The 23,998-nt window shown below is 68.1% G+C and carries 11 protein-coding genes; 7 read left to right on the forward strand and 4 right to left on the reverse strand.

Going from position 1 to position 23,998, the window contains the following annotated elements; translation table 11 throughout:
- Positions 1–272 precede the first annotated feature (272 nt).
- A complete protein-coding gene (locus JZ791_RS04645) occupies positions 273–1,157 on the forward strand; it encodes a helix-turn-helix domain-containing protein (RefSeq protein ID WP_216892891.1) in 885 nt (294 codons plus the stop codon).
- Positions 1,158–1,340: 183 nt separating this feature from the next.
- Here JZ791_RS04645 and JZ791_RS45950 read toward each other — a convergent pair whose 3' ends face one another.
- Positions 1,341–1,475, reverse strand: coding sequence for a hypothetical protein (locus JZ791_RS45950; protein WP_256461810.1), 135 nt, complete (start codon positions 1,473–1,475; stop codon positions 1,341–1,343).
- A 121-nt stretch (positions 1,476–1,596) separates the two neighbouring features.
- Here JZ791_RS45950 and JZ791_RS04650 point away from each other — a divergent pair, with 121 nt between their 5' ends.
- The 4 genes from JZ791_RS04650 (at position 1,597) to JZ791_RS04665 (ending at position 7,815) form a co-directional block, all read left to right on the forward strand.
- Positions 1,597–2,595, forward strand: a complete 999-nt coding sequence (locus JZ791_RS04650; protein WP_216892892.1) for a LacI family DNA-binding transcriptional regulator — start codon at positions 1,597–1,599, stop codon at positions 2,593–2,595.
- An 84-nt stretch (positions 2,596–2,679) separates the two neighbouring features.
- Positions 2,680–3,846: an L-rhamnose isomerase gene (gene rhaI, locus JZ791_RS04655; RefSeq protein WP_216892893.1), complete on the forward strand. Its 1,167-nt coding sequence runs from the start codon at positions 2,680–2,682 to the stop codon at positions 3,844–3,846.
- A gap of 59 nt (positions 3,847–3,905) precedes the next feature.
- Positions 3,906–5,927 (forward strand): bifunctional aldolase/short-chain dehydrogenase, encoded by a 2,022-nt coding sequence (locus JZ791_RS04660; protein ID WP_216892972.1) that lies wholly within the window; start codon positions 3,906–3,908, stop codon positions 5,925–5,927.
- Between the two features lie 508 nt (positions 5,928–6,435).
- Complete coding sequence (locus JZ791_RS04665; protein WP_308162773.1) at positions 6,436–7,815, forward strand: rhamnulokinase; 1,380 nt, start codon at positions 6,436–6,438, stop codon at positions 7,813–7,815.
- Between the two features lie 228 nt (positions 7,816–8,043).
- Here JZ791_RS04665 and JZ791_RS04670 read toward each other — a convergent pair whose 3' ends face one another.
- From JZ791_RS04670 to JZ791_RS04680, 3 genes are all read right to left on the reverse strand, one after another.
- Entirely contained in the window at positions 8,044–19,752 is an 11,709-nt protein-coding gene (locus tag JZ791_RS04670; protein ID WP_254205224.1) for a non-ribosomal peptide synthetase, read from the reverse strand.
- A gap of 1,005 nt (positions 19,753–20,757) precedes the next feature.
- On the reverse strand, positions 20,758–21,339 hold the full coding sequence (locus JZ791_RS04675) for a carboxymuconolactone decarboxylase family protein (RefSeq protein ID WP_216892896.1): 582 nt from the start codon (positions 21,337–21,339) through the stop codon (positions 20,758–20,760).
- Positions 21,339–21,665 carry a carboxymuconolactone decarboxylase family protein gene (locus tag JZ791_RS04680; protein ID WP_216892897.1) on the reverse strand — a complete coding sequence of 109 codons (327 nt, stop codon included), beginning with the start codon at positions 21,663–21,665 and terminating at the stop codon, positions 21,339–21,341. The genes JZ791_RS04675 and JZ791_RS04680 overlap by 1 nt, the downstream gene beginning before the upstream one ends.
- 147 nt (positions 21,666–21,812) lie before the next feature.
- Between JZ791_RS04680 and JZ791_RS04685 the strand changes: the two genes are divergently transcribed.
- Together JZ791_RS04685 and JZ791_RS04690 are read left to right on the forward strand one after the other, a co-directional pair.
- The gene (locus tag JZ791_RS04685) at positions 21,813–22,967 is read left to right on the forward strand and encodes an acyl-CoA dehydrogenase family protein (RefSeq protein ID WP_216892898.1); all 1,155 of its coding nucleotides are present in this window, start codon (positions 21,813–21,815) and stop codon (positions 22,965–22,967) included.
- Positions 22,968–22,983: 16 nt separating this feature from the next.
- Positions 22,984–23,988 (forward strand): NADP-dependent oxidoreductase, encoded by a 1,005-nt coding sequence (locus tag JZ791_RS04690; RefSeq protein WP_216892899.1) that lies wholly within the window; start codon positions 22,984–22,986, stop codon positions 23,986–23,988.
- Positions 23,989–23,998: the final 10 nt, after the last annotated feature.

Consider the following 23,998-nt stretch of genomic DNA (forward strand, 5'->3'; position numbering starts at 1 on the left):
GGTTTCGGGTGGGAGGTTTGTGGTTGGCTCGGGGCCGGGTTGCCGGGGCTGGGTGGTGAGGCAGGCAGTGGATGTGTCTTCGACGGCCTCTCGGAAGATGGGTTCGGCCTGCTTGTCGTCGAGCGTCCCTTCAGCGGAGGCATCGGGGGGTCGTGTCCCGGTCCGGGGCGCCGGAACCAGTTAACGTGCCGCCCTTGGCGTGGGGGAGTGCCTGCTCTTCCGGGTAACGGCAGTACCTCCCGGCACGCCGCCGCCCGGCCTACGGTGGTGATGTGAGCGGCAGCGAGAGGCACGAGCAGGCCAACGAGGTGCGGGAGTTCCTCAGCACCCGTCGCGCCCGCCTCACGCCTCAGCGGGCGGGGCTGCCGGTCTTCGGTGGTAATCGACGTGTGGCCGGGTTGCGCCGGGAGGAAGTGGCACTGCTGGCGGGGATGAGCGTCGATTACTACATCCGCCTCGAGCGCGGGAACTTGAGCGGCGCCTCGGACTCGGTGCTGGACTCCTTGTCGCACGCACTTCAGCTCGACGATGCCGGGCGGGCCTACCTCTACGACCTGGCCCGCGCGGCCACTGCGTCCGAGCGTCGGCCACCCGCTGCGACGGGGCGGATCCGACCGGTGATTCTGCGGATGCTCGACGCGATGACCGACCTGCCGGGCTACATCCGCAACGGGCGGTTCGACATCCTCGCCGCCAACTCTCTCGGTCGCGCTCTGTATGCCCCGGTGTTCGATTCCCCGTTGTTCGCGCAGCGTGGTCCGGTCAACACCGCGCGGTTCCTGTTCCTCGACCCTGGTTCCGCCGATTTCTGGCCCGAGTGGGAGAAGGCCGCCAACGACTCGGTCGCCTTCCTGCGCACCGAGACCGGCCGCTCGCCGCGAGACAAGGGCCTGACCGACCTGATCGGCGAGCTCTCCACAAAGAGCGACGAGTTCGCCCAGCGTTGGGCCAGGCACGACGTGAAGTTCCACCGCTCCGGCGTGAAGCGGCTCCACCACCCGCTCGTCGGGGACCTTGCCCTGCCTTACGAAGCCCTCGATCTGCCCGCTGACCCCGGGCTCCGCATCACCGTCTACTCGCCCGAGCCCGACTCGCCCGAACGCCGGACACTCGATCTTCTGGCCAGCTGGACCGGCTCGACCGCACTCGAACGCTGACAACCGTCACCCCGCGGCAACCGAAAGCATGCCGCTCCTGTCGGCCCAGCCCACGACCAACCGCTCCGCCGAGATGCTCATCGGCGACGTCTACTTCGACGTCGTAGCCCGCGGTCGGTGAGGTTCGGGCCCGGAACGACGGTGGCAGTATCCGTCACGCACAACCGCTGGTCAGCAGGTACATCACGGTAGTTCGCGCCGTCCGCGGGTCCACCTGAGCGACACCGCCGTCCCCAGACGCGCAGCGAACTCCAGCAGCAGTTCGACCAGATCCCGCAACGCGTCCGGTACCAGCCGCAGCGACAACGCATCCACCACGACCGACCTACATCCATGTAAGGCACGGTGAAGTGCGGGCGGCGGCGGGGACGTCGCGTGTGGGGCGGTTAGGCTCGGTGGGCCGGGTTTGCGTGTCCTAGAGAGAGTGTGGCGGAGTGCGATGGCGGTGAGTATCAAGGAGGTGGCTCGGCGGGCGGGGGTGTCGCTCGGCACGGTCAGCAATGTGTTGAACCGGCCGGACCAGGTCTCCTCCGCCACGCGTGATCGGGTGCAGCGGGCTATCGCTGAAACCGGTTATGTGCGTAACGATTCGGCGCGGCAGTTGCGGGCGGGGCGTAGCCGCACGCTGGCCATGGTCGTGCTGGATCTCGCCAATCCCTTCTTCACCGATGTCGCACGCGGCGCGGAGGAGGAGGCCGCGCGGCACGACGCGATGCTGGTGCTGTGCAACAGCGGGGACGATCCGCGGCGCGAACAGCGTCATCTGGAGCAGATCGCCGAGCAGCGGGTGCGCGGCGTGCTGATCACTCCGGTGGACGGCGACGGGGAGGACGCGCTGCGGACCCTGGCGGCTCAGGGGGTGCCCGCCGTGCTGGTGGACCGCAGTAGTGGCCGGCCGGATCGTTGTTCGGTGTCGGTGGACGACGTGCTCGGCGGGCGGCTGGCCGCCGAACATCTGCTCGCCGCGGGGCATACCCGGATCGGCTTTCTGGGCGGTCCGGACTCGATCACCCAGGTCGCCGACCGTCGCCGCGGGGCGGCCGAGGCGATCACCGCGGCGGGTGCCATCCTGGACGACATCCCAACCGCCGCATTGACTTTCGAGGAGGGTAGGGATGCGGCCGCCGAGTTGCTGGACCGTTCCGACTATCCGACGGCGGTGTTCTGCGCGAACGATCTGCTCGCGCTGGGGGTCCTGCAAACGGTGACGTTGCGTGGACTGTCGGTGCCCGGTGATCTGGCCGTGATCGGTTACGACGACATCGAATTCGCCGGCGCCGCGGCCGTCCCGCTGTCCTCGATCCGTCAGCCCCGCGAGGAACTCGGCCGCGCCGCCGCGCGTCTGTTGCTGGAGGAGGCTGTCGGCGACGGCGCACACCGGCATCAGCACGTGGTGTTCATGCCGGAGCTGGTCGCTCGCCGGTCCACCGGCGCGTAAGAGTCTGTCGGAACCTTGACTCGTCACGGCGGCGGCGGTTAAGTTCGATCGAGAAATGAAACGTTTCAACAGGAGCTGACACCCATGCCGGACCTATCCGATCCACGTGCCGTACTGCGCGAACAACAGATCGAGCTGCCGTCGTGGGCGTTCGGCAATTCGGGCACGCGGTTCAAGGTGTTCGCCCAGCAGGGTGTGCCGCGGGATCCGTTCGAGAAGATCGCCGACGCCGCGCAGGTGCACCGGTTCACCGGCGTGGCGCCGAAGGTGTCGCTGCATATCCCGTGGGATCTGGTGGACGATTTCGGCAAGCTCGCGCAGTACGCCGCCGAGCAGGGCGTGTCGATCGGGGTGATCAATTCGAATACCTTCCAGGACGACGACTATCGGCTGGGCAGCGTCTGCCACCCCGATCCCGCGGTGCGGCGCAAGGCGATCGATCATCTGAAGGCATGCCTGCGCGTGATGGACGCGACCGGGTCGACGCATCTCAAGCTGTGGTTCGCCGACGGATTGAACTATCCCGGTCAGGACCATCTGACCGACCGGCAGCGCCGCTTGGGCGAGGCCCTGTCCGAGCTGTATTCCGAACTCGGCGAGGATCAGCGAATCCTGCTGGAGTACAAGCTGTTCGAGCCCGCCTTCTACGCCACCGACGTGCCGGACTGGGGTACCGCCTACGCGCACACCCTGAAGCTCGGGCCGAAGGCGTCGGTGGTGGTGGACACCGGACATCATGCGCCGCATACGAATATCGAATTCATCGTGGCGTTCCTGGTCGCCGAGGGCAAACTCGGCGCGTTCGACTTCAATTCCCGTTTCTACGCCGACGACGACCTGATGGTGGGCGCGGCCGATCCGTTCCAGCTGTTCCGGATCATGCACGAGATCGTCGAGGCCGACGCGGTCACGCCCGCGTCCGGAATTCTCTTCATGCTCGATCAGTGCCACAATATCGAGCCGAAGATCCAGGCGCAGATCCGTTCGGTGCTCAACGTGCAGGAGGCCACCGCCAAGGCCCTGCTGGTCGACCGGCAGGCGTTGAGCGAGGCGCAGCGCGGGGGAGATGTGCTGGGCGCCAACGCGATCCTGATGGACGCCTACAACACCGACGTGCGCCCGATGCTGGCGGATCTGCGCGCTGATATGGGGCTGGATCCGGATCCGGTCGGCGCGTTCCGGCGCTCGGGGTATTTCGATAAGGTCGCCGCCGAACGCATCGGCGGGGCCGCCGCGGGCTGGGGTGCGTGACCGTGACCACCGAGACGTCGCGTGGGAGCGCCGAGACCGGGCGTTCCGCCGAGGGCGCCGTGCGCGCGCTGCTCGAACGCAGCAACCGGCTGGGCGCGGATCCGCGCAACACCAACTACGCGGGCGGCAATACCTCCGCCAAGGGATTCGATACCGACCCGGTGACCGGTCGGCCGGTGGAACTGGTGTGGGTCAAGGGATCCGGCGGCGATCTGGGCACGCTGACCGAGTCGGGGCTGGCCGTACTGCGACGAGATCGGTTGCAGGCCATGGTCGATACGTATCCGGGCGTGGAGCGCGAGGACGAGATGGTCGCCGCGTTCGACTACTGTCTGCACGGTCGTGGTGGCGCCGCGCCGAGTATCGACACCGCGATGCACGGTCTCCTGGATGCCGCCCACGTCGACCACCTGCACCCGGACGCGGGGATCGCGCTGGCCACCGCCGCCGACGGTGAGGCGCTGACCAGGGAGTGCTTCGGTGATCGCGTGGCGTGGGTACCGTGGCGGCGGCCCGGTTTTCAACTGGGCCTGGACATCGCCGCGATCCGCCGGGCGAATCCGCAGTCGATCGGATGCGTTCTGGGCGGGCACGGCATTACCGCCTGGGGCGACACGTCCGCTGAATGTGAGGCCAATTCTCTCGAGATCATCCGCACCGCAACCGAATTCATCGGGGCGCATGGGCGCGCGCAGCCGTTCGGCCCTGTCGTCTCGAACTACGCACCGCTGGATGCTGTTTCGCGGCGAGCGCGGGCGGCGGAACTGGCTCCGGTGATTCGTGGCCTGGCCTCGTCCGACCGCCCGCAGGTCGGGCACTTCGATGACAGCGAACCGGTGCTGGAGTTTCTGGCCCGCGCCGAGCATCCGCGTCTGGCCGCGCTCGGTACTTCGTGCCCGGATCACTTCCTGCGCACCAAGGTTCGCCCGCTAGTTCTCGACACCGCCGCCGACGCGCCCCTGGACGAGGTGATCGCGCGACTGCGGGAATTGCACGCAGCCTACCGAGCGGACTACGCCGCCTACTACCGGCGGCACGCGACCCCGGACTCACCGGCGATGCGCGGCGCGGACCCGGCGATCGTCCTGGTCCCCGGAATCGGGATGTTCAGTTTCGGACGCGACAAGCAGACCGCCCGGGTGGCGGGGGAGTTCTACCGCAACGCGATCAACGTCATGCGTGGTGCGGAGGCTGTGTCGCGGTATGCCCCGATCGAGGAGTCGGAGAAGTTCCGAATCGAATACTGGGCGCTCGAGGAGGCGAAGCTGGCCCGGATGCCCAACCCCAAGCCATTGGCCACCCGGATCGCGGTGGTGACCGGTGCGGGTTCGGGCATCGGTCGTGCGATCGCGGTGCGTCTGGCGGCCGAGGGTGCGTGCGTAGTGGTGGCCGATCGCGACGGCGCCGCTGCGGAACGGGTGGCGGGCGAGATCGGTTCGATGGATGTCGCCGTGCCGGTGACGGTCGACGTGACCGATCCGGACGCCGTCCGGCAGGCCGTCGCGGCGGCCGTACTGGCGTTCGGCGGGGTGGACCTGGTGGTGAACAACGCCGGGTTGTCGATCTCCAAGCCGCTGCTGGAGACGACCGAATCCGACTGGGACATCCAGCATTCGGTCATGGCGCGCGGTTCGTTCCTGGTCGCTCGGGAGGCCGCCCGGGCGATGATCGCCCAGGGGCTGGGAGGGGACATCGTCTACGTCGTCAGTAAGAACTCGGTCTTCGCCGGTCCGAACAACATCGCCTACAGTGCGGCCAAGGCCGATCAGGCCCACCAGGTCCGTCTGTTGGCCGCCGAACTCGGCGAACACGGCATCCGGGTCAACGGAGTGAATCCCGATGGTGTGGTGCGTGGTTCGGGCATCTTCGCCGGTGGCTGGGGCGCACAGCGGGCCGCGGTGTACGGGGTCGAGGAGAAGGACCTGGGGAGCTTCTACGCTCAGCGCACCATTCTCAAGCGCGAGGTGCTGCCCGAACATGTCGCGAACGCGGTATTCGCGCTCACCGCAGGGGAACTCTCGCACACCACCGGCTTGCACATCCCCGTCGACAGCGGCGTCGCGGCCGCTTTCCTGCGATGAGTGGTTCGATCCTCGCGGTGGTCGACGGTCGGCGTAGCGATGAGAGTCGTTCAGAGGACAATGAGTGCTGGTGTGCGGCTCCGGAAATGGAATCGCCTGCCGATAGTGTTGGCTGTGCGGTGGTGACTGGGGTATGGGGATGAGTGAGCTGATCCGCCTCGCCGACACGAACATTCCGGATGCTGTCGGCGGAAGCTTCGCCCCGCACCACAAATCTGCGCAGCCTCTCGGTCGTTCGTCTGGCCTCGCCTCGCCACCGATGAGCGGTCCGCTGCCGGCCGTGCGGTCGGGCCGGCACCGGGTGAACTGGAATGCGCAGGGCGTCATCGGGGGTGAGCGCGGCCCGGTTGGCGACACGAGCGGTACGGACGACCCGGTCGGAGACAGGGATCATTCACCGGGCGCTGAGACCAGGCCTGCAAGTGGTCGACGAGGGCCTATCTCGGGCGAAAATACCTTTGCGGCAGTCGATCTCGGCGCATCGAACGGGCGTGTGCTTCGCGGTGAGGTGACGGGTGAGCGTATCGTGCTGCGGGAAGTGCATCGATTCGCGAACGAGCCGTTGCGCCTCCCAGATGGTTTGCACTGGGACATCGGTGGGTTGTATCGGGAGATTTGCCGTGGGCTGACGGCTGCGGGTCCGGTGCGGTCGGCCGGGATCGATGCGTGGGCGGTGGATTACGGGCTGATCGGTGCTGACGGTGAGCTGCTGGGTTTGCCCTACCACTACCGCGACCTGCGGACACCGCTTCCCGGCCGGAATGCGCCGGACGCGCGAGAGCTGTTCCAGCGCAATGGGTTGGCCGACCTGCCGTTCAATACGATTCATCAGCTGCGAGCCGAGCCGGACCATCGACTGGCCGCGGCCGAGCACCTGCTGATGATCCCGGATCTGCTCGGTTACCGGCTCACCGGGCGGATGGGCGCCGAACGCACCAACGTCTCCACCACCGGGCTCTACCACATCGGGGACCGGGACTGGGATTATCCGCTGCTGCGTCGAATAGGGCTGCCGGAGGGGATCTTCGAGCCCATCAGCGATCCGGGTACAGCGCTGGGGTCGTTGCGGGAGCCGGTCCGCGCGAGCGTAGGCCGCGACGTGGAGATCGTCCGGGTGCCCTCGCACGACACCGCCAGCGCGGTCGCGGCCGTGCCCGCCGCGACGGATTCGTTCGCCTATATCTCCTGCGGCACTTGGTCACTGGTTGGGGTGGAGCGGCCCACGCCGCTGCTCTCGAAAGCCGCACGGGCCGCCGGATTCACCAACGAGAGCGGTGTGACCGGCTTCCGTTATCTGCGCAATGTCATGGGTCTGTGGCTGTTACAGGAATGTCAGCGCGAATGGCCGGGCCTGGATACGGCGACACTCTGCGCGCAGGCCGCCGAACTGCCCGCCCTGAGCAGTCTTGTCGACGTAGGCGATCCGGACTTTCTCCCCCCGGGAAGCAGGACCCCCGGCGGGATGAGTGCGCGCATCGCCGCCCGGTGCGACGGCACAACCCCGCACACACCAGCCGAGTTCGCGCGATGCATCCTCGACAGCCTCGCCCTCGGTCACGCACGCGCGGTGGCCGCCGCGGTCCGCACCGGAGGCCGCGATGTCGACCGGGTGCACCTGGTCGGCGGCGGCGCGCGGAACGACCTGTTGTGCCGCTCGACCGCGTCCGCGTGCGGGCTGCCCGTGGCGGCCGGTCCGGTGGAGGCCACGGCGGTGGGCAACCTACTGTCGCAGGCAATTACAGCAGGGGCGCTGCGCGGCTGGCAGGCCGCGCGGCAACTGGTCGCGGTGGCGTTACCGCCGGTGCAGTACGAGCCGAGCGGCGATCCGGCCTGGCGTGAGGCCGCCGAGCGGGTCGCGCTGCTCGAGCAGAGGCGCGGCACGGCATGAGGGTGGTGCTGCGTGCACGGCCCTGCACCTCCGCGTCGTGATAAGGGAGGATCCGCCGCGCTCCTGGATGGTGGGTCGGCATCCGTGCGATGATCGGCACGAGGTGCGGTGCGCGACCGTGCAGATATAGGTCTGGCGTCCGCGCGATGATGGGCAGCGCGTCTGGTGCGGTGGATGCCAGTGGCATTGGACCACGAGGGGTCCCGAGCCCGGACTTCCTCGTTGTGGTCATTGAGGATCCGCCTGCCCCAGGTGCTGGTCCAGCGCCCGCGCGATGGTGGGCAGGACGTGTGGTGCGGTCAGCTCCTGGTGGGTTGCTTCGATCTCGTGGGTGGTGATGGTGCCGGAGACGTTTGCGCGCCACCCTTCCGGGCCGACGATGTCGGAGGTATCGACGGTCGCGCTGAAATAGAGCATGTCACCGTCGAAGATCGGACGTTGGTAGCGTGCTGCGGCCTGTACCGAGGAGTTGTAGGACGTGGTGATCCGCTCGATGGTGGCGGCGTCGACGACCTGCGCGCCGATCTGTGCGCAGATCAGGTCGGCCGCCTCCTGGGCCGTCGCGTCGGCGGGAACGTCCTCGATGCCGAATACTGCGCCGAGACCGTGCACGATCTCACCGGCGGTGTAGGTTTCGGTGGTCTCAGCCCCCGTATCGCCTGCGGAATCGAGCAGAGCGAGCGTGCCGATCTCCGCTCCGTCCGCCCGCAAGCGCGCCGCCGTCGCGTGGGCGATGGTGCCGCCGAGCGACCAGCCGAGCAGATGGTACGGACCTTCCGGTTGCACGGTTCGGATCTCGCGGGCGTACCGCTCGGCGTAGGCATCGATCGACTGGGGTGGCGGTTCGAGGCCGCCCAGTTCTGGCGCCTGGAGTCCGTAGATCGGCCGGCCCGGCCGCAGCGCCTGTGCCAAACCCCAATAGCACCACGATGTTCCGGACGCGGGGTGGATGCAGAACACCGGCGGCCGATCACCTCCGGTCCGGATCGGCAGCAGTACCTCCAACGGCAGCCCGGTGGGAGCCTGAGTATCGGCCGCCTCCGTGGCCGCTGCCAGTTCGGCGATCGTGCGATGCTCGAATATCTGTTGCGGATGGATGGTTACGCCCTGTGCTGCCGCCCGCGAGACCACCGCGATGGCCGTGATGCTGTCGCCGCCGATGGCGAAGAAGGCGTCGTCCACTCCGACTCGCTCGAGACCGAGAACTTCGGCGACGATCGTCGTGAGACGTTCCTCGGTCGGTGTGGTCGGCGCCCGATACGCGGCGGCATCGGTCTCGAATACCGGCTTCGGCAGGGCGGCGCGGTCGAACTTGCCGACGGCGTTGCGCGGCACCTCCTCCAGGACCATGAATTTCGCGGGAACCATGTATGCGGGGAGTACTCGGGCCGCCGCCGCGGTCAGACTCGTGGCGTCGAGTTCGGCGTCGAGCTCACCGACGACGTACGAGACCAGCGTCGTGGCGCCCGTGGGACCGTCGACGCCGAGGGTCAGGGCGAAGGCGACGCCATCGATCTGCCGCAGTGCCGCGTCGATCTCGCCGAGTTCGATACGAACTCCGTGGATCTTCACCTGGAAGTCGGTGCGTCCGACATACAGCAACTCTCGCATCGCCGTGCGCCGCACCAGATCTCCGGTGCGATACATCCGATCTCCCGGTGCACCGTACGGATTGGCGACGAATCGCGCGGCCGTGACCCCCGGTCGATCGTGGTAGCCGCGGGCGAGAGCGGGCCCGGCGAGATACAACTCACCGAGGACGCCGGCCGGTACCGGACCCAGCCGGGCATCGAGAGCCAGGGCTCCGGCCCCGCGAATAGGCCCGCCGATGGTGATCGGCGTGCCGGCCCGCAGCGGGCCCGATGTCGTTGCCCAGATGGAGAATTCGGTCGGGCCGTAGACGTTGCGGACAGTGCGCCCGGTCGCCCATCGTTCGACGAGTTCGGTGCTGAGCGACTCCCCGCCGAAGACGAGCGTCCGCACGCTGTCCGCCGCGGCGGGGTCGAGCGTGGCGAGCACGGTCGGCGTGAGCGACACATGGGTCACCCGTTGCGTCGCGATCAGCTCGTCGAGCCCACCGCCGCCGACCACCCGCGGCGATGCGACGACGAGTGCGCCACCGGATGCGAAGGCCGACAGCGCCTCGAACAGCCAGGCGTCGAAGGCGGGCGAGGCCGCCTGCAGCACCCGCGCGGTCTCATCGAGTTCGAGCGATTCACGCAGTGCGGCAACCAGATCGGCGATGCCGCGGTGGGTGACGCAGACACCCTTGGGTGTTCCGGTCGATCCGGACGTGTAGATCACCCACGCGGGATTGTCCGGCCGAATCGGGCGAACCAGCTCTCGTCCGATCGGTGTGTCCTTCGATTCCTCTCCAGCCGAGGCGAATTCGACGTCATCGAGCGCCAGCCATCGAACCACGTCCGGCAACTTCGCCTCGTACGCGCCGACGGTGAGACCGATCGCCGCGCCGGAATCGCGGAGTAGACGGTGGATTCGCTCGACCGGTTGGGCGGGGTCGAGCGGCAGGAACGCGGCACCGGTCTTCGCCACGGCCCACAGCGCCACCATCAGCGAAGTGGATCGCGGCAGCGCCAGCACGACGATGGTCTCGGCGCCGACGCCGCGGCCGATGAGGTTACGGGCCAGCCGATTCGACGCCGCATCGAGCTGGCGATAGCTCATCACGGCCCCGTCGAAGACGACCGCGGGCCGCTCCGGCCAGGTCGCGGCCGTTGTCGCCAATATCGTGGGCAACATGAGCGACTCGCCGCCCGACGGCGGGCCGATGAGGATCGCCGCGGCTCGCTCGGCGTCGTCCAGAATCTCGGCATCACCGACGGTGACCGCGGCGTCGGTGACGAAGGCGGTCAGCACACGCTGATAGCGCGCGGCCAGCGAGACGGCGGTGTCCGGATCGAACAGATCGGTGGCGTACGTCAGCCGAACGTCGATGCCGTCGGCCTCACCCGTGCTCGAAAAGCGCTCGCGCAGTTCGAGAGTGAGGTCGAAGGGCGTCACCTGACGGTTGATGTCCTCCACCCGCACCCGCAGGCCGGGCACCTCCAGTACCGGTTCGACGAAATTCTGCATCACCAGCAGAACCTGGAAGATCGGATGCCGCGCGGCCGATCTGGCCGGGTTGACGATCTGCACGATCCGTTCGAACGGCACATCGGCGTTGGTGAACGCGTCCAGGTCCACATCCCGCACACCGGAAAGGAATTCGCGCAGCGCGGTGTTCGAGTCGACGGGGGTGCGCAGCGCCAGGGTGTTGACGAACATGCCGATCATGTTCTGCACGGATTCCGCGCCGCGACCGGCCATAGGCGTGCCGATCACCACGTCCTCGCCGGCGCCGAGCCGGGAGAACACGATCGCCAACGCGGCATGCGCGAGCATGAACATGCTGACGTTCTCCGCTCGCGCGAAACGCGTGAGCGCGGTGTGCAATTCGCCATCGATACGGAAATCCAGATCCAGGCTGCGCAGGGAGGGCAGCGCGGGACGGGGGCGATCCAGGGGCAACGGCATCACGTCCGCGAGGGCCGTGAGGCGCTGCGTCCAGTACTGGATCTGACGGGCCGACAGCGACTCCGGATCACGCTCGTCACCCAGCAGTTCGCGTTGCCACAGGGCGTAATCGGGGTACTGGACCACCCGTGGACGCCGGGCCAGGCCCGCCGGTCCGTCCAGATAGGCCGCGATGATATCGGCGGCCAGCGGAGTCGTGGACGCACCGTCGGCGCTGATGTGGTGCACCGCGAGGACGGCGACATGTTCGGCCGGGCTCGTCCCGCGGATCCGGTACAACCCGATCCGCAGCGGAAGCTCGCGCGTGAGATCGAAGCCGGACCACGCCAGCTCATCGATCCGCTCCCGCAGCCCGGGCCCCTCGTCCACGTCGATGACGTCCAGGCCGGGCGTCACGGTCTGCGCGTCGAGCACGACCTGGTGCGGTCCCTGCGCGTCGGCCGGGTACACGGTCCGCAGACTTTCGTGCCGCGCGATCACATCGGCCACCGCGCGCCGCAGAGCCGCCACGTCGAGATCGCCGCACAGGCGCAGCGCGACCGCGATGTTGTATGCCGCCGACCCCGGATCCAGCTGGTTCACCGCCCACATCCGTTGTTGCGCGGGCGACAACGGTATCCGGTCCGGCCGGATCCGCGTGCCCGGAAGCGGCAGACCGCGCGCGCCGGCGGCCGGGATCACCCGCGTGCACAGGGTGGCGACCGTCGGCGCGTCGAACAGATCCCGCATCGTGATCGCCGAGCCGAGTTCCAGGTTCACTCGCGCGATGACCTGGGTGGCGAGCAGCGAATCTCCTCCGAGTTCGAAGTACGATTCGTCGACGCCGACTCGCCGTCGTCCCAGCACATCCGCGAATATCGTGGCGACCGCCCGCTCTTCGGCGGTGCGCGGTGCGCTGTATCCGTTGCGACTGGTACTGAAATCCGGCCGCGGCAAGGCGTTTCGATCCAATTTGCCGACCGGTGTCAGCGGAATCCGGTCGAGTACGACGATATTCCCCGGCACCATGTGCGGGGGCAAGGCCGCTATCGCCCGCGCGCGCAGGCGGTCGATGTCCAGTTCGATTCCCGCTTCCGGCAGTACATGCGATACCAGCACGGTCCCGCCGGTCGGCCCGACACGATCGAGAGTGACCACGAACTTCACCTGATCGTCGCGCCCGAGCACGGCATCGATCTCGTCGAGTTCCACCCGCTGGCCACGAATCTTCACCTGCGCGTCGTTGCGGCCCAGATAGTCCAGTGCGTAATCGCCGCGATCGTCCGGGGCGATCCACCGCACGACATCGCCTGTGCGGTACATGAGTTCGCCCGGATCACCGTACGGACAGGCGACGAACCGGCTCGCCGTCAGGGCGGGACGATCGTGATACCCGCGCGCAAGGCCGGGCCCGGCGAGATACAACTCGCCCGGAACACCCGCTGGTACCGGTCGCAGCCACGCATCGAGCACCGCGATCGACGCTCCGCGGATCGGTCCGCCGATGGTGATCGGATGGTCCGCGCAGAGGTGGGCGGCGGTGGCCCACACGGTGAACTCCGTCGGGCCGTACAGATTGGCCAGCGGCACGTGGGTCGACCATCGGCGCACCAGTTCGGGTCCGGCGGCTTCACCGGCCAGGGCAAGCAGCCGCAGTCCGTCGGTCGGTTCCATTGTCCCCAGCACCGAAGGGGTTGTCACGCAATGGGTTACCTGCTCAGTTCGGATCAGGTCAGTGAGAGCCTCGCCGGCGGACACCTCCGGCGGCGCGATCACCAGACGTGCGCCCTGCGCGTGCGCGAGCAGAATTTCGAACACCGAGGCGTCGAAACTCGGCGAGGCGACCTGAAGCACGCTGGCCGTCGCGTCGACATCCAGCGACTCCTGCTGCGCCGTGGTGAGATCGGCGAGACCACGCTGGGTGATCACGACCCCCTTCGGTGTGCCGGTGGATCCGGAGGTGTAGATCAGGTATGCCGCATGGGCCATCCGCAGTGGTGTCGGCCGGTCCGCGTCGGTGATCGGCTCGGCCGAGCAGCCGCGCATTTCGCACTCGGTGCCCGGATCGTCCAACCGTAGCCAGTCGACCGTGTCCGGCAAGCTCTCGCCGGTCAGGCTGATACCGATGTGGGCTGCCGAATCCGTGAGCATGTGGGCGATCCGCTCGGCCGGATAGTTCGGATCCAGCGGGACGAATGCCGCGCCGGTCTTGGCGACGGCCCACACCGCGCGGACCCATTCCGGCGATCGCCGCAGGGCCAGTGCGACGAAGACATCCGGCCCGGCGCCGCGGCGAAGGAGCACCCGGGCAAGCTGATTGGCGCTCGCGTCGAGCTCCCGATAGGTCCGGGCGCTGTCACCGCGACCGATGGCGATCGCATCCGGATCGACCGCGGCACCGGCGCCGAGGATGTCCGGCAGCAGTCGCGGCGGCACAGCGCGCGGGCCACGCCTGGGCAGCACGGCGGCGAGTTCCGCGTCGTCGCACCGCGGTACCGCCGGCACGGGGGCGGACGGGTCGCCGGCGATTCGGGTGATCACCCGGACGAAGCGATCCAGCAGATGCCGCAGGGCGGGTTGCGCCGACAGATCGGCCCCGAGTTTCAGCGTCACCCGCAACCCGCCGGCCGTTCCCGCCGTGGCCCGGGTCGGAATCACGATGAGGGCCAAGGGATATGGCGACGAATCGACGGTCGCGGTATCGACCAGCCGAATTCCGGTGAGGTCCAGCGCCTCGGTGAGCGCCCCGGAGTCCATCGGGTACGACTCGAAAGCGACCATGGTGTCGAACAATTCGGTCTGTCCGGCCCATCGCTGGATCTCGCGCAGTCCGATATGCCGGTGGTCGGCCACCGCGGCCTGTTCGGAGTGGATCCGGCTCAGCAGATCGGCCACCGACTCGCGCGGGTCGAGCCGTACCCGCACCGGAACGGTGTTGATCAGCAGGCCCACCAGGTCCTGCGCGCCGGGCAGTTGCGGCGGCCGCACCGACACGGCCGTGCCGAACATGACGTCCGTGCGCCCGGTGAGCAGTGCGAGCAGCATCGCCCATCCGGCCTGGACGACGGTGTTCACCGTCGCCCCCGCCGCCCGGGCGGTGTGCTCGAGCGCGGTGACGGTCTCGGCCGGCAACTCCACCGAGACGATCTCGTCCGCGGCGCGCGGGGAGGCCGGGAGCGCCGAGGTGACCCGGGTGGGCGATTCCAGGCCAGACAGTGCCTGCTGCCAGGCGGCTTTCGACGTCTCCGCATCCTGCTCGCCCAACCAGGACAGGAACTCTCGGTACGAACCCGCGGCGGGCAGAACCGAGGGATCACCCGAACTCTGGTACAGCGCCAGCAGTTCCCGCACCAGCAGCGGGCCGGACCAGCCGTCCAGCACGATGTGGTGGTTGGTCATCACGAGTGTGCAGGTGTCGATGTCCGTGCGGGCGAAGATGAATCGCAGGAGCGGCGGGTGGGCGAGGTCGAATCTCGTTGTGCTGTCGAGTTCGATCACGCGGTCGGCCTCGGCGCGGTCGGCCGGATCGAGGACGCGGAACTCGACCGGTACGCCGGCGAGCACCACCTGCCGCGGGCCCTGGCCGGTTTCGACGAATCCGGTGCGCAGGCTCTCATGACGGTCGACCAGCGCCTGCGCGGCGGCTCGCAGCCGGTCGGCGTCGACCGGTCCGGTGAGGGTGAACCGGGATTGCACCAGGTAGTCGTCGGTCGCGTCGATGTCGTAGCGGGCGTGGAAGAACATCCCGGCCTGCAGCGGCGACAACGGCCACACGTCCACGAGGTTCGGATAGTCGAGCTGCCAGCCGTCGATCTGCTCCTGGGGCACCGGGGTGAGCGGGAAGTCCGAGGGAGTATGGCCGCCCGCGCCCGGCGAGAGCGCATGGCCGGCCAGCGCGGCCGCGGCGCGATGCCAGAGTTCGGTGATCTCGTCGATATCCGTTTTGCCGATCGCCAGTGTGGCGTAGGTCCACGTGAGTGCCAGGCGCGGGCCGTCGATGGTGTGCCGTACCAGGGCGGCGATGTCGACGACCTTGGACAGCGGTGTCCTGTCGTCGTCGGTGATCGCGAAAAGCCGTGGCAGCCAGAGTGTCTCCCGCTCCGTCCGGTCGGGCCCGTCGGTCGCGGGGCGACCCAGGTAGCGGAAGCCGATCCGGGGCGCGCGGGCGGAGTCGAACAGATCCGCGGTTCGCGGCCCGAGCCGGCGCAGCATGTCGAAACCGATGCCGTCGGCCGGCACGGCCCGCAACTGCTCCTTGACCGCCATGAGCGCCGCCCCGGCGGCCGCGCCGCCGGCGAACGCGTCGTCGAGATCGACGCCCGCGAGATCGAGGACGACCGGATAGTCGAAGCGGAACCGTCCGACCGTCCGGGCCAGGTCGGCGCCCGGAACAGCGCGCTCCCGGCCGTCGCCCTCCACGCTGAGCATCGTCGCGGTCCGGTCGTCGCCGGTGCCTACGCGGCCGTCGCCGATGCGAAGGCGCCAGGCGCTCAATGCCATCGCCAGCGCGGTCAGGAGCGCATCCTCGGGGCGGCAATGAAACCGCTCCGGAATGACGGTCAGCAGGGTATCGGTGAGATCGGGCGGGATCGCGGTACGCAACCGCGCCGAGGTCGCCCTGATGTCCACGGCCGGATCCAGGTCGGAGGCGCCGACTCTCGGGTCGATCGACCCGAGAATCCCTTGCCACACCGGCAATTCGCCGACCTGGTCGGCGGCCTGCCGGCCCAGCCCGCGCGCCCACCGCCGGAACGACGTGCCGACCGGCGGCAGCACCGCGGGCGCCCGTTGCCCGGCGACGCTCGCGGCCGACGTACCGGCCACACTCGTGCACGCGGCGGCCAGGTCCGACAGCAGAATGCGCCACGACGCCGCGTCCACGATCGAGCGATGCAGGACCAGCCACAGCAGGGACGGGCCGTCGGCCGGTTCGATGATCACGAAGCGCGCCACGGTTCCCTCGGTCGGATCCAAAAGCTCTGTCGCGCGCCGCAATTCGCGCTCGCACGCCTCGCCGAGGTGCGGGCTCGCCGGGACGACGGTGATCAAGGCGTCCGCGTCGACCGCACCCCGGGGGCGCACGGTCATCATCCAGCCGGAGTCCTGGGGATGCAGGCGCATCCGCAGCATGTCGTGATGGTCGATCACCGCGCGTATCGCGGCCGCGAACTGCTCGCGGCCGATGCCCGCGGGCAGTTCGGTCAGGATCGCCTGGCCGTTGCGTTTCCAGTAGCCGTCCGGTGCGATTCTCGCCGTCATCGACATCAGTGCCGGAGTCGGGTCGATCGGTCCGACTCCGCCACCGGGCAACTCGGCGAGCGCCTGATCGTCGATGTCGACGGCCACCGCGGCCAGTGCGGCAACCGTCTTGTGCTCGAACATATCCTGCGCGGAAATCTTCAGCCCGGCGGCCCGGGCCTGCGAAAGAAACTGGACGGCAACGATACTGTCACCGCCGAGGGCGAAGAAGCTGTCGTCCACCCCGACCGAGTCCACGCCCAGCGCCTGCGCGAAGAGCGTCGCCAGTGTCGCCTCGCGCGGGGTGGTCGGCGCCCGCCCGGCGCCGTCTCGCGGAACGAAATCCGTTGTGGGCAGGGCTTTACGGTCGACCTTGCCCGACGGCATCCGGGGGATGTCCTCGACGACGGTGATCGCCGCGGGCACCATGTACGACGGAAGGGTGGCGACCAGGGCCGCCCGCAGCCGCTCCGGCCGCACGTCCGCGCCGGGCTTGCCGACGACGTACGACACCAGCACGCTGCCGCCGGCGGCAGTCCGAGTCCCGATGGTGACGGCCTCATCGATCTCGCCGCCGCGGCGCAGCGCCTCGTCGATCTCGCCGAGTTCGATCCGGTAGCCCCGGAGCTTGACCTGAAAGTCGGCGCGGCCCACGTATTGCAGCGTCAGCTCGCCGTCGTCGTTCCTCGACCAGCGCACGAGATCGCCGGTTCGGTACCTGCGGGCGCCCGGCTCGTGCGGATCGGCGACGAACCGGGACGCCGTCATGCCCCGGCGGTTGTAATACCCGCGTGCGACTCCGGCGCCGCCGATGTACAACTCGCCGATCGTGCCCAGCGGAACAGGTCGCAGCCATGGATCGAGCACGGTCGCGGTGGTCCCGCGTACGAGGCTGCCGATCGTGATGGCCCGATCGGGCCGCAACGGGCCGCTGAACGTGGAGGTGATGGTCGTCTCGGTGGGTCCGTAGGCGTTGACGAGCCGCCTGCCGGACCATGCGACCGCGAGTTCCGGCGGGCACACGTCGCCGCCGACCTCGACCGCGCGCAGATCCGGAATCCGCCGCGGGTCGAGCGTGGAGACGACCGCGGGCGTCGAGTCCAGATGGGTGACGTGGTGCTCTCGCAGCCTCCGTGTCAGCTCCTCGCCGCCGTACGCGGACGGCGGAACCACCGCGAGCGTGGCGCCGGTTCCGAAGGTGACCAGTAGCTCCTCGATCGAGACGTCGAAGCTCGGCGGAATCACATGGGCGACGACGGAATTCGCCGAAACATCCAGGGCGGCACGGCAGCTGGCGGTCAGGCTGGTCAATCCCCGATGGGGAACCATGACACCCTTGGGCAGCCCGGTGGAGCCGGAGGTGTAGATGATGTACGCGGTCTGGTCGATGGTGCAGCGCCCGAGCCGCTCATCGTCGCGGATCGGGTCGCCGGACTCCGCCGCGATCCGTTCGCGCAGGGCGGGATCATCGATGGCGGACCAGCACACCGTATCCGGCAGCCGGTCATGGGCCGCGGCCACGCACAGGCCGCTGGCGACACGGCTGTCGGTCACCATGTGCTCGATCCGGTCGGCCGGGTACTCGGGATCGATCGGCACGAACGCGGCGCCGGTCTTGGCGACGGCCCAGACCGACTGCACCGACTCGATCGAGCGTGGAATCGCGATCGCGACAGCCTGTTCGGGGCCGACGCCTTCCGCGATGAGAACCCGGGCCAGGCGGTTCGAGTACTCGTCCAGCTGGCGGTAGGTGAGCTCGACGGTCTCGTCGACGAGCGCGATCGAGTCGGGGGCGATCGCCACCCCTTCGCCGAGGATCTCGGCGAAGGTCCGGGTCGGTTCGGCCGCGCGACCGCGGGCGGGCACGACCACCGAGCGCTCGGCAGCGGACAGCGCGTCGAGTGTCACCAACTTCGCGGCGCCGTCGGCGGCCACGAAGCGGTGCAGGTAATCGAGGAATCGCGTCCGCTGGGCCGTCAGCTGGTCGGAGCCGTACAGGGCGGAATTGGCCTGGAAGTCGATGCGCGTGCGCTCGCCGCCCACCTCCGGATAGAGATTGACGAACAGGTCGTCGATCGGCCCGGAGGTCAGGACGTGCAGCCGGCCGGTCACCGGCCCGAATTCGAGCCGACCGGCCATCATGAGGTTCACCGACGGCCCGAACGAGGCGGCCTCGTCCATCGGCCACCCGAGGTCACGGACGATATCTTCCTGACGGTAGCGCTGGCGGCGCAGCGCTCCGGTCAGCTCGGTCTGGGCCGACCCGATGACCTCGCGCACGGTGGCGCCGGGCCGCAGCCGCAGCCGCAGCGGGACGACATTGGCGATCATTCCGCCCGAACGTCGCAGCCACGCCGTGCTGCGCGCCGAGACCGGCAGGCTCAGAACCACTTCCGCTGCGCCGGTCATCGACCCCAGGTAGGCCGCGAACGCCCCGACGACGATCGGCGCGAGGCTCGACGACTGTGCCGTCGCGACCGCGGCGATCAATTCCGTTGTGTCGGGTGGCAACTCGCCTGCGGCCAGGATCGGATGCGCGTTCGCGGGGGCGGTGCGCCCGGCGAGGCCGATCGGATCGGCCATCCCGGCCAGATGCTCGCGCCAGTACTCCCCGTCGGCCCGGAATCGATCCGAATTGCGATATGCCACATCATCTTCGACGATCCGTCGCAGTGCGTCGGCCGTCGCCGGCGGGGCCTGGTCGCCGCGCAGTGCGGCGTTGTACAGCTGCGCGGTGCGCTGCACCATCGCCAAGGCGCCCATTCCATCGATCACGATGTGATGGAAGCGCGAATACCAGAACCATCGTTCGTCGGACAGGCGCAGCAACGCCGACGACACCAGGCGATCGCCGAGTAGGTCCAGTGGCCGCGAATACTCCGCCCGCATCCAGGCGTACGCGGCGGACTCGGGATCCGGGTCGTCGCGCAGGTCCAGCAGCACGTAGCCGTCGTACAGGCTGGTGTCGACGACCTGTAGCGGCCGGCCGTCGAACTCGGCAATCCGGACATAGCCGGTGCCGAACTCGCGGCCGGCCTGGCGCGCCGCTGCCGCGAGCAGGTCGAGATCGATTTTCCCGACCAGTTCGATGTATTGGGCGATGGAAATCGGCATCTCCCCGGCGAGCTGCTGGGCGAACCAGATGCCCCGTTGTGCTGCGGAGAGTTCGAATGCGCCATCGGGCATGGTTGCGCCCGGATGCGCTGGCAGAACTGATATTTGACGCATAATCAATCTCATATTCGATGGGATGAATCAAGCTCGTATCGGCCTCATTGCCACGGGCGTGTATGTCAGGAATCTCATGCTGACCAGTACTCGATGTATTCGATACTGCCGCCGTCCGGGATGGGTCGGAATTTCATCGATTCCGGTCGGTCTCATCCCCGTGGATCACCCTGGTTCCGGTTCGCCCGTTTCTCCAGGGCAGTCCCTGTCGCCTTATTATCTGTAGCTTCGGTAGAAACCTGGCTCCCGCCTCCGTGGTTTCGAACTCGCCCCCGTCGCCGATCCCGGATCGGCTGGTACCGCGTGCGCTCTATATCGTCTCGGCACGTCTTCCCCTGGTCGTGATGTGCGCTCCGCTGTCGGATCGCGCACCTGTTCAGCTACCGGTCCCGGCCGAAGGCCCGAACATCACCTCGTGGGTGAAACCTCGTCGTTTTTCGCTCGGGTACCGCCGAAACCGGCAGAAGACCAGCCTTCCAGGGCCTTGTAACGGCCGGGGTGAGCATGAAGTACAACTTGGTCCCGGGACTGTAACCGCTGTCGGATCATGCTACGGGAGATCCAGTAAACCAATGGTTATCGAGCGATCCGGGGATGCTCGCCGTCGGCGAGTCCAACGGCCCAGCATCGGAAACCACCCGAGGTCACCGGGCAGGTCGACACCCGTATGCACTGGTAGGGCTGATATCTCACGCATATTCGACCTCGTGTTCTGTGGAATGAATCGAGCTCGTATCGGCTACGTTGCCGAGGTGGAACATTCCATTAATCGCTTTCTCGGTCGTGAATGTTAGGCAGTTTGCGAGAACGATACCGATACGCAACGCATTCGGTACTGCCGCGCACGAAGGATCGTTCGTATTTAAATGACCCCGGTCGGTTTAGGTTTCCATAGGTGAATTCGGCGAACTCCGGTTGGTTTCATCACCAATTTCGGAGAATTTTAGGGACGTTCGGCCCTTGCTATTTGTAGCCGCTTTTCAACAAAACTTTTGCTCCCGCCGCGAAACTCTCGCGGCTGAGCAGTTCGAAGCCGAAGGCGTCGGCGAGCCGATTCGTCGTGTCGAACGCGGCGCAGATCGCCAGCGCGTCGCGGATCTGCTGGGGTGAGACATCCGTGGACAACACATTCCGCATATCCGCGGCGCTCACCGTCCCCGCCCGGGTCAGGGTACCGAGCATCCGCAGCGTCGCCCGGAGCCGATCGTCGATGGGGGCAGACTCCAGATCGGTCAGTACCGCGTGCACCTTGGCGTCGTCCTGGTACGCCTGCCCAGCGGTCGCGCTGTGCGCGCCGATGCAGAACGCGGACGCGTTGACGTTCGAGACGTAGGCCGCCATCAACTCGCGATCGGCCACCGACCAGTCGGAAGGTCCGCGCATCGCCTCATGGGTGAACTTCTTCGCCCGGTCGCCGTAGAAATCGGGGCGATAGAAGACCAGCTTGGCGGCATCCGGCAGCGATTGCCCCGAGAACATCCGGATGACGGCGAACAGCGCCTTGGTCCCCGGGCGGTAACCGCTGTTGAGTATCTCGAGTCGCATTATCGGATCTCCTCGCCGCCGGTGGCGTCGTCCAGCGCCGCGAGCCCCGCGTCGTACAGCCGGGCCGACCGGCCGACGGCCGCCGATATGACCAGCTCGAACAGTTGGTCCTCGGTATGGCCCGATGCCTTCGCCGCGGTGAAGTCCGCATCGGTGATCTCCGTCGGCCGCGTGACGACCTTGTCTATCAGCGACTGCACGTCCGCGGGGAGATCGGCATCGCGGAAGGCGCGGGATCGCTGGTCCGGTGGCGTCCGCCCCGCACCGTGCAGGACGTTGTCCACCAGCGCTCGGTACATCGCTCGTTTGTGGTCCTTCTCGGGCACGGTGCGCCTCCTGTCCCGTCCGCCTACCTTCTGTGCTCACAATAGGCCTTGTCAGGGTGGTCGGAAGCGGGTAATTCGTGGAAGGTTCGGTGGTTCATCCAATAACGTGATCGAAAGACCCGTTGTGTCCGTGGAAGTGAGGCTCGTATGACCAGTGCCGACGGCATCGCACCCACAGGAGAGTGGTCGGACGTCGAGGCCGGCAGCCGACGGATCGCCGATATGGCACGGGGTGCGGGCGAACGGATCGACGCCGCGCGCAGGCTTCCCGACGAGCTGGTGGACGCGTTGCGTGATTCGGGCCTGTTGCGCGGCGGCGCACCCGCGGAGGTCGGCGGCCTCGAATTGCCTCCGGCGGTCGCGCTGCGTTGCGCGGAGGAGGTGGCTCGCGGTGACATGTCGGCCGGGTGGTGCGTGTCGATCGCCGTCACCAGCAGCCTGCTGGCCGCGTATCTACCGCCTGCCGGCCGCGCGGAGTTGTTCGGCGGGGGCCGTGGCGTCGCCGCCGGAGTATGGGCGCCGCAGGGCACGGGACGGCGGGTGCCGGGAGGCGTGGCGTTGTCGGGGCGATGGGGGTTCTGCAGCGGCGTCAACCATGCCGATGTGCTGTTCGTCGGTTTCCTGCGGGAGGACCGTCCGGAGCATGTCATCGCCGCGGTGCCCACCGGCGACCTGGAGATCCTCGATACCTGGCACACCCTCGGCCTGCGCGGCACCGGCAGCAACGACGTCGTCGCCGATGAGGTGTTCGTTCCGGACGAACGGCTTCTCTCGCTGGCCGACGGGCCGCTGATCGATCGGCCGCTGTACCGATTCCCGCCCTTCGGTTTCTTCGCCGCGTGTATCACCGCCGCGGCGCTGGGCAACGCGCGTGGGGCGATCGACTCCTTGATAGAATTGGCAAGGGAGAAAAAGGGTATCGCGTCGCGCCGCACGCTGGCCGAACGGCAGAGCACCCAGAACGCGGTCGCCGCCGCGGAGTCGTCGCTGGAGGCCGCGCGGGCGCTCTACTATCAGGCTGTCGAGGTCGCCTGGCAGGCGAGCCGGACCGCGGAGCCGGTACCGGTCGAGGCTCGCGCGCGACTACGCCTCGCCGCCACCCACGGCGTGCGCACTGCGGCCGATGTGGTCCGCTCGATGTACGACCTCGCCGGCGGCAGCGCGATCTACGACAGCTCACCGCTGCAACGAAAATTCCGCGACGCCTTCACCGCCACCGCACACTTCCAGGTCAACGAGGCATCCCGCGACCTGCCCGGACGGCTCCTGCTGGGCCTGCCGAGCGAGGTGGCGATGCTGTGAGAGAAGGAGGTCGCACGTGACGACGTCGAATACCCAATGCAGGCTGGTCGCCCGGCCGGTCGGTCTGCCGAAGGCCGCGGACTGGGAGATCACCCGGGAACCACTGCCGGAGCCCGGCGAGGGTGAATTCGTCGTCGAGGTCGAATATCTGTCGATCGATCCCGCCATGCGTACCTGGATGAATGCGGGTCGCTCGTATGTGCCGCCGGTCGGGATCGGGGAGGTGATGCGCGCCTTGGGGATCGGGCACGTGACCGCTACCCGGCATCCCGGATTCGCTGTCGGAGAACAGGTGTCGGGCGTCTTCGGAGTGCAGCGCTACGCGGTGTCCGACGGCGACGGCGTGACGAAGATCGACACCGCCGCCGGACCCGCGCCACTGCACCTCGGCGCACTCGGCATCAGCGGCCTGACGGCCTACTTCGGACTCCTCGACGTCGGCAGGCCCGAGCCGGGTGACACGGTATTGGTGTCGGGGGCCGCGGGATCGGTCGGCAGCGTGGTGGGGCAGATCGCACGGATCAACGGCGCGCGTGCCATCGGGATCGCCGGCGGCGCCGACAAATGCCGCTGGCTGGTCGAGGAAGCCGGGTTCGACGCCGCCATCGATTACAAGACGGCCGATCTGCGCGCGGAGCTGAAAGCGCACGCGCCCAACGGCATCGACGTCTTTTTCGACAACGTCGGCGGCGCGGCATTGGAGGCAGCCCTCAACCGCCTGGCACGCGGCGCGCGAATCGTGCTGTCCGGCGCGGTATCCCAGTACAACGACGCGCCGCGCGGCCCGGCGAACTACATGCAACTGCTCGTCGCCCGCGCATCGATGACAGGTTTCGTCATCTTCGACTACGCCGAGCGCTACCCGGAAGGCGTTGCGCACCTGTCCGAATGGCTGCGAACCGGTCAGCTGCGTTCGCACGAGCATATCGTGCGCGGCGGGATCGAGGACTTCCCGGCGACGCTGCTCGAGCTGTTCAACGGTGGCAACCGCGGCAAACTCATTCTCGCGCTCGACCCGTGAGCATGGTGCG

It is taken from the genome of Nocardia alni, assembly GCF_019038435.1.
Classification (GTDB): domain Bacteria; phylum Actinomycetota; class Actinomycetes; order Mycobacteriales; family Mycobacteriaceae; genus Nocardia; species Nocardia alni.